Here is a 5,944-nt window from a genome sequence, read left to right on the forward strand (position 1 = left end):
GTATAAGAGACAGCCCTTCCCTCTAGGAGCACAGTCATGGCGCACACCCACGCGACCCGTATCCGCGAGTTCATCACCGGCCGCCACCCGCAGGCCGAACTCACCGACACCCAGGACATCTTCTCGCTCGGGTTCATCAACTCCCTGTTCGCGATGGAGCTGGTGATGTTCATCGAGAAGGAGTTCGCCGTCACCCTGCCCAACGACGAGCTGCGCATCGACAACTTCCGCACCATCGCCGCCATGTCCGAGCTGGTGGAGCGCCGCCTGGCGGCCACGGCGAGCGCCGCGTAGGGGCCCGCGATGACGACTGCTCTGCCGACCCTCGACCGGTCCGCGGTCCGGTCCTTCGTGGACACGTACATCGTGCCCGAGGCGGACCGCTGGGACCGGGACGGGGCGATACCGCAGGACCTGCTCGACCGGATCGCCGAAGCCGGCCTGTGGGCGCCGTTCCTGCCCGCCGAGGCGGGCGGCGCCGACGTGGACATGGTCCGGCTCGGCGAACTGCACGAGGAGGTGGGCCGTGGTTGCTCCTCGGTGCGCAGCCTGCTCACCGTCCACACGATGGCGTCCTGGGCCGTGCAACGCTGGGGCACCGCCGAACAGCGGGAGCGCTGGCTGCCCGACCTGGCCGCGGGCCGCGTCCTCGGCGCGTTCTGCCTGTCCGAGCCCGGCGCCGGCAGCGACGCCGTCGGCATCACCACCACGGCGACCGCGCACGGCGGCAACTGGCTGCTGAACGGCGTCAAGACATGGATCACCAACGGGGCGCGCGCCGACCTGTTCCTGGTGTTCGCCAGGACCGGGACCAGCATCGCCGCGTTCCTGGTGCCGCGCACCGCGCCCGGCGTCCGCGTCGAGGCCATCGACGACATGCTGGGCACACGGGCGTCGATGCCGGCCCGGATCACCTTCGACGACGTCCTCCTCGGCCCCGACGCCCTGCTCGGCCCGAGCGGCTTCACCAGCGGCATGGTGCTGACCGGCGTCCTCGACCTCGGCCGCTACAGCGTCGCCGCGGGCAGCGTCGGCATCGTCCAGGCCTGCCTGGAGGCCTGCGCCGGCCACGCCCGGCGCCGCACCACCGGCGGGCAGCCGCTCGCGGAGCGGCAGCTGATCCGCTCCAAGCTGTCCGACATGGTCACCGACGTGCGGGCGGCCCGCCTGCTGGTCGCCGAGGCCGGCCGGCTCAAGGACGCCGGTGACTCCGCCACCCTCATGGCCACCTGGGTGGCCAAGTACTTCGCCTCCACGGCCGCCGCCCGGCACGCCTCCGAGGCCGTGCAGGTGCACGGCGCGCTCGGCTGCGCCCCCGGCTCCCCGGTGGCCCGTTTCTACCGGGACGCCAAGGTGATGGAGATCATCGAGGGCAGCAACGAGATCCAGCGGATCACCATTGCCGAGGAGGCCTTCCGCAGTCCGTACACGGGGAGGACCGATGACTGAGCCCGGCGCGGTCGCCGTACTGGCCGAGAAGCCGGTGCAGGGCCGCATCAAATGCGTGGTGTGGGACCTGGACAACACCCTCTGGGACGGCGTCCTGCTGGAGGACGCCCAGGTCACGCCGAGACCCCACGTGGTGGAGCACATCCGCCGGCTGGACCGCATGGGCGTGCTGCACTCCATCGCCAGCAAGAACGACCCGGACACCGCCCTGGCCAAGCTCCGCGAACTGGGCCTGGAGGAGCTGTTCCTCTACCCGCAGATCGGCTGGAACGCCAAGTCCGACTCGGTGCGGCACATCGCGAAGGCCCTCAACCTCGGCCTGGACGCGTTCGCGTTCGTCGACGACCAGCCCTTCGAACGCGAGGAGGTCGCCTCCGTCGTACCGGAGGTGATGTGCGTGGACGCCGCCGACGTCGACGAGGTGCTGCTGCGGCCGGAGTTCCGGCCCCGGTTCGTCACCGACGAGTCGGCGCAGCGCCGCGCCATGTACCGGGCGCAGCTCACCCGGGACGAGATGGCACGGGACTTCGTCGGCACGAACGAGGAGTTCCTCGCCGGCCTCGGCATGCGGTTCACCATCGCGCCGGCCCGCCGCGCCGACCTTCAACGCGCAGAGGAGCTGACGCTGCGCACCAACCAGCTCAACTCCACGGGCCGTACGTATTCGTACGACGAGCTGGACGAGCTGCGCCGCTCCCCGGACCATCTGCTGCTGGTCGCCTCGCTGACCGACCGGTTCGGCTCGTACGGCAAGATCGGCCTGGCGCTGGTGGAACGCTCCGGCCCGGTGTGGCATCTGCGGATGCTGCTGATGTCGTGCCGGGTGATGTCCCGCGGGGTCGGCATGGTGCTGCTGAACCACATCATGCGGCTGGCCCGGGACGCGGGGGCCGCGCTGCACGCGGACTTCGTGGAGACCGGCCGCAACCGGATGATGCAGATCACGTACGCGTTCAGCGGGTTCACCGAGGTGAGCCGGGACGGCGACCGGGTGGTGCTGGGCGCCGATCTGACGAACCTCCAGGACCCGCCGCCGTATGTGGACCTGGAGATCGTGGACGCCGTGTCCGGCGCGGACGACGACGCCCCGGCCACGGGTGTGGACGGCGGCGATGACTGACGCGGAGCGCTGGTTCCCGTACCGGCCGGACGACGCCCCGGTTCGCCTGTACTGCCTGCCGCACGCGGGCGGTTCCGCCTCGGCGTTCCGCTCGTGGCTGGGCGCCGTGCCCGGACTGGCGGTGTGCCCGGTGCAGCCGCCCGGCCGGGAGGGCCGCCACCGCGAACAGCCGTACGCCCACATGCGGGACCTGGTCCGTGACCTCGCCCCGGCCGTCCTCGCGGACGTCGCCGGGGCGGGCGGCGGCCCGTACGCCGTGTACGGGCACAGCCTGGGCGCCATGACGGCGTTCGAACTGGTCCGGGAGATCGACGCCCTGGGCGGCCCGCGGCCCGTGCACCTGCTGGTGTCCGGCTGCGGGGCGCCCCCGCTGTGCGGCGGGCTGGAGGGGCTGCGCCCGATCCGGGACATGTCCCTGGAGGAGATCGCCGGGCTGCTGCGCCGGCTCGGCGGCACCCCCGAGTGGCTGCTGGCCAACCAGGCACTGCTCGCCATGGTGGTGACGCCGTTCCGTGCGGACTTCACCGTCAAGGAGAACTACCGGTACGTGCCGGGCGATCCGCTGGACGTGCCGGTGACGGCGCTGGCCGCGACGGACGACCCGCGCGCCTCCGTCGCCGACACCGCGGCCTGGGAGGCGCACACCCGCGCCGGCTTCACGCTGCGCACCCTGGTGGGCGGCCATTTCGCCGCCCTGGAGCAGCCCGACCTGACGCACAAGCACATCGCGGCGGCACTCCAGCCCTGGCTGTGAGCGCCGAGAACGCCGGTGGGGGCGGGACCGTGACGGTCCCGCCCCCACCTGTTTCCCCTCGGGGCGGTCAGCTCTCCCGCAGCCCTGCCGCCAGCTCCCGGACCGTCGGGTGCTCGACGATCGCGGTGACCGGCAGCCCGGCCCGTACGGTCTCCCGGATCCGGCCCGCGACCTGGATCGCGAGCAGGGAGTGGCCGCCCAGCTCGAAGAAGTTGTCGTCGGCGCCCACCCGGTCCAGGCCCAGCACCGACGCCCACACCTCGGCCAGCGACGCCTCCAGCTCGTCGGCGGGCTCGGCGTACGGGGTGCTGAGCTGCGGGCGCGGATGCCGCTCCCGCCGCTCCTGCATCGGCTGCCCGGCAGGCCGGCCGGCACCGGTGACCCACTGGTCGAGGCGGGCCCGCAGCGACGCGGTGGAGACGACGACCTGACCGATCCGGTCCCCGGCGGCCAGGGCCCGCTCGAACACGTCCACGCCTTCGTGCGGGCGCATCACCAGCTCGCCGTCGAAGCGGGCCGGATCGACCCCCCACGTGTCCCAGTCGACGCTCGTCCAGACGCCCGCGCCGTCCCGGCGGGCGGCCCGCGCGAACGCGTCCAGCGCGGCGTTGGCGGCGGCGTACGGGCCGAGCGCGATACCGCCGAGGACGGCGGCGATCGACGACAGGGTCAGGCGCCGCTCGGGGCAGTGCCCGGCGAGCACCTCCTGGAGCACATGGAAGCCGCCCACCTTGGCGCGGAAGTGGGCCGCGCACATCTCCCGGTCCGACAGATGCGCGGCGCGGAAGTACGCGGGGTCCTGCACACCGGCGCCGTGCACGACCGCGTCGATCCCGCCGAACCGCTCCACCGCCAGCGTCACCGCCCGGCGCATCTGCTCCAGGTCGGCGACATCGGCGGAGACCGCCAGCACCTCGGCGCCGCGCTCCTCCAGGTCCAGCAGATTGCGCACATGGCGGGCGGTGCGGCTCTCTCCGTCGGCGTGCAGCGGCCACTCCTCGCGGGGCGGCAGCGCACCCCGCGTGGTCAGCACCAGCCGGCAGCGGTAGGTCTGCGCGAGATGCCGGGCCAGCGTGAGCCCGACGTCGCCGAGACCGCCGGTGATCAGGACCGTCTCGCCCTCCCGGAACAGCGGCCTGGCCGGCGTGTCCAGGCGTACCGGCTCGTAGTGGCGCAGCCAGGTCTCCCCGGCGCGCACCGCGAGCGGCCCCCGGTGCGGGGCGACGGCCGCGGCCAGGACGTGCCCGGCCAGCCGGTCGGCGAGCACACCGGCGGCGTCCCCGGCGGCCGGGAGCGGCGGCGCGTCCACGTCGATGCTGCGGCAGCGCAGCGCCGGGTTCTCCTGGGCGAGGGACGGGGCGAGCGCGGCCAGCGAGGCGTGCTCGGGCCGGGTCAGGTCGGCGCCGGTGACGCCGGTGGCGCCGGAGGTCAGCAGGACCAGCTCGGTCTCGCCGCCGGCCGGGCTGTCGGCGAGGGCACCGGCCAGGGCGAGCGCGCTGTGGAAGCCCAGCTCCTGCGCGGCCTCGAAGACGGCCATGGGACCGGCGTCCGCCGTCTGCCCGTCCGGCGGGGCGGCGAGGCTCCAGGCGTGCACGACGGTGCGCGGCGCCACCAGCAGCGAACCGAACACCTCCGGCAGGTCGTCGGCGGGGCGGGGGCCGACGGTGAAGTCGCCGGTGTCGTCCATGTCGAAGCCGTCGGCGAGGCGGACCGCGGTGGTCTCGGCGCCGGCCCGGGCGAGCCGCGCGATCAGCGCCTCGCCGCGGGCGTCGCCGGAGAGCACCAGCCACGGCCCGGCGGCCCGCAGCCGCGCGTCCAGGTCGCCGGCCGGGACGGGCTCCTGCCGCCAGGTCGGCAGATACGTCCACGCGCCGGTGTCGTCGACACGGCGGACCGCGGAGCCCGTGGTCCCGGCGTCACCGGCCGCCGGGCTCGCGGCGGGTCGGGTGTCGGTCCAGTAGCGGCGCCGCTGGAACGGGTAGGTCGGCAGTTCCACCCGGTACGCGGTGGGGGTGCCGTCGGCGTCGCGGTGCAGCGCGGACCAGTCGACGCGGACCCCGGCGAGCCACAGCCGGGCGAGCGCGGCGGCCGGCCACTCCTCGGCCGGGCCGTCACCGAGGACGGCGTCGACGGCGTCGGCGGCCGGGTCGGTGACCACGCGGACCCCGAGCCGGGCCAGCAGCTCCCGCACGAGGCGTTCCGCCGTCTCCCGGCCCGCACCCGCGGGCGCCTGCTGCCCGGCCAGGGCGGCCGTCGCCGAGGCGAGGCCGGACCACCAGGCGTCGGGGACACCGTCGGCGACGGCCAGCCGCACGGGGGCGTCGGAGCGGCTGGTCTCGCCGTCCAGCAGCCGTCGCGGGTCGGACAGCGCGGCCACCGCGTCCGGCAGGTCACGGCAGACGACGGCCCGGCGCAGCGCGAACCGGCCGCGGGACTGCTGAAGGGTGTGCGCGACGTCCGCCAGGCGCAGCTCCGGGTGGGCGGCCAGATGGTCGCGGAGCCGCACGGTCAGCGCCTCAAGCGCGGCCGGGTCGGCCGCGGAGAACGCCAGCACGTGCGGGCCCGGCCGGGACACCCCGTGCGTCCTCGGCTCCCTCAAGCCGAGCATCGGCCACCTGGAC

5 protein-coding genes are annotated in these 5,944 nt (G+C 74.5%); 4 read left to right on the forward strand and 1 reads right to left on the reverse strand.

What is annotated here, in order from left to right; all coding sequences use genetic code 11:
• The first annotated feature begins 36 nt into the window (after positions 1-36).
• Genes MTQ10_RS26875 through MTQ10_RS26890 form a run of 4 tightly spaced genes read left to right on the forward strand, consistent with a single transcriptional unit; the run spans position 37 to position 3,323 of the window.
• Positions 37-294: an acyl carrier protein gene (locus MTQ10_RS26875; RefSeq protein WP_247472784.1), complete on the forward strand. Its 258-nt coding sequence runs from the start codon at positions 37-39 to the stop codon at positions 292-294.
• A 9-nt stretch (positions 295-303) separates the two neighbouring features.
• Entirely contained in the window at positions 304-1,449 is a 1,146-nt protein-coding gene (locus MTQ10_RS26880; protein WP_247472787.1) for an acyl-CoA dehydrogenase family protein, read from the forward strand.
• The gene (locus MTQ10_RS26885; protein ID WP_247472789.1) at positions 1,442-2,569 is read left to right on the forward strand and encodes an HAD-IIIC family phosphatase; all 1,128 of its coding nucleotides are present in this window, start codon (positions 1,442-1,444) and stop codon (positions 2,567-2,569) included. Before MTQ10_RS26880 ends, MTQ10_RS26885 begins: the two co-directional genes overlap by 8 nt.
• A complete protein-coding gene (locus MTQ10_RS26890) occupies positions 2,562-3,323 on the forward strand; it encodes a thioesterase II family protein (RefSeq protein ID WP_247472790.1) in 762 nt (253 codons plus the stop codon). The genes MTQ10_RS26885 and MTQ10_RS26890 overlap by 8 nt, the downstream gene beginning before the upstream one ends.
• 67 nt (positions 3,324-3,390) lie before the next feature.
• On the opposite strand, the gene MTQ10_RS26895 is transcribed toward MTQ10_RS26890, so the two are convergent.
• Positions 3,391-5,944: SDR family NAD(P)-dependent oxidoreductase (locus MTQ10_RS26895; RefSeq protein ID WP_247472792.1), on the reverse strand; the 2,554-nt coding region annotated here is incomplete at its 5' end.

The organism is Streptomyces sp. XM83C (assembly GCF_023072675.1).
GTDB classification, from domain to species: domain Bacteria; phylum Actinomycetota; class Actinomycetes; order Streptomycetales; family Streptomycetaceae; genus Streptomyces; species Streptomyces thermocoprophilus.

What these genes read in the sequence shown, in the direction of transcription:
- MTQ10_RS26875 (WP_247472784.1), top strand. Translation starts at nt 37, where the DNA reads ATGGCGCACACCCACGCGACCCGTATCCGCGAGTTCATCACCGGCCGC.
- MTQ10_RS26880 (WP_247472787.1), top strand. Translation starts at nt 304, where the DNA reads ATGACGACTGCTCTGCCGACCCTCGACCGGTCCGCGGTCCGGTCCTTC.
- MTQ10_RS26885 (WP_247472789.1), top strand. Translation starts at nt 1,442, where the DNA reads ATGACTGAGCCCGGCGCGGTCGCCGTACTGGCCGAGAAGCCGGTGCAG.
- MTQ10_RS26890 (WP_247472790.1), top strand. Translation starts at nt 2,562, where the DNA reads ATGACTGACGCGGAGCGCTGGTTCCCGTACCGGCCGGACGACGCCCCG.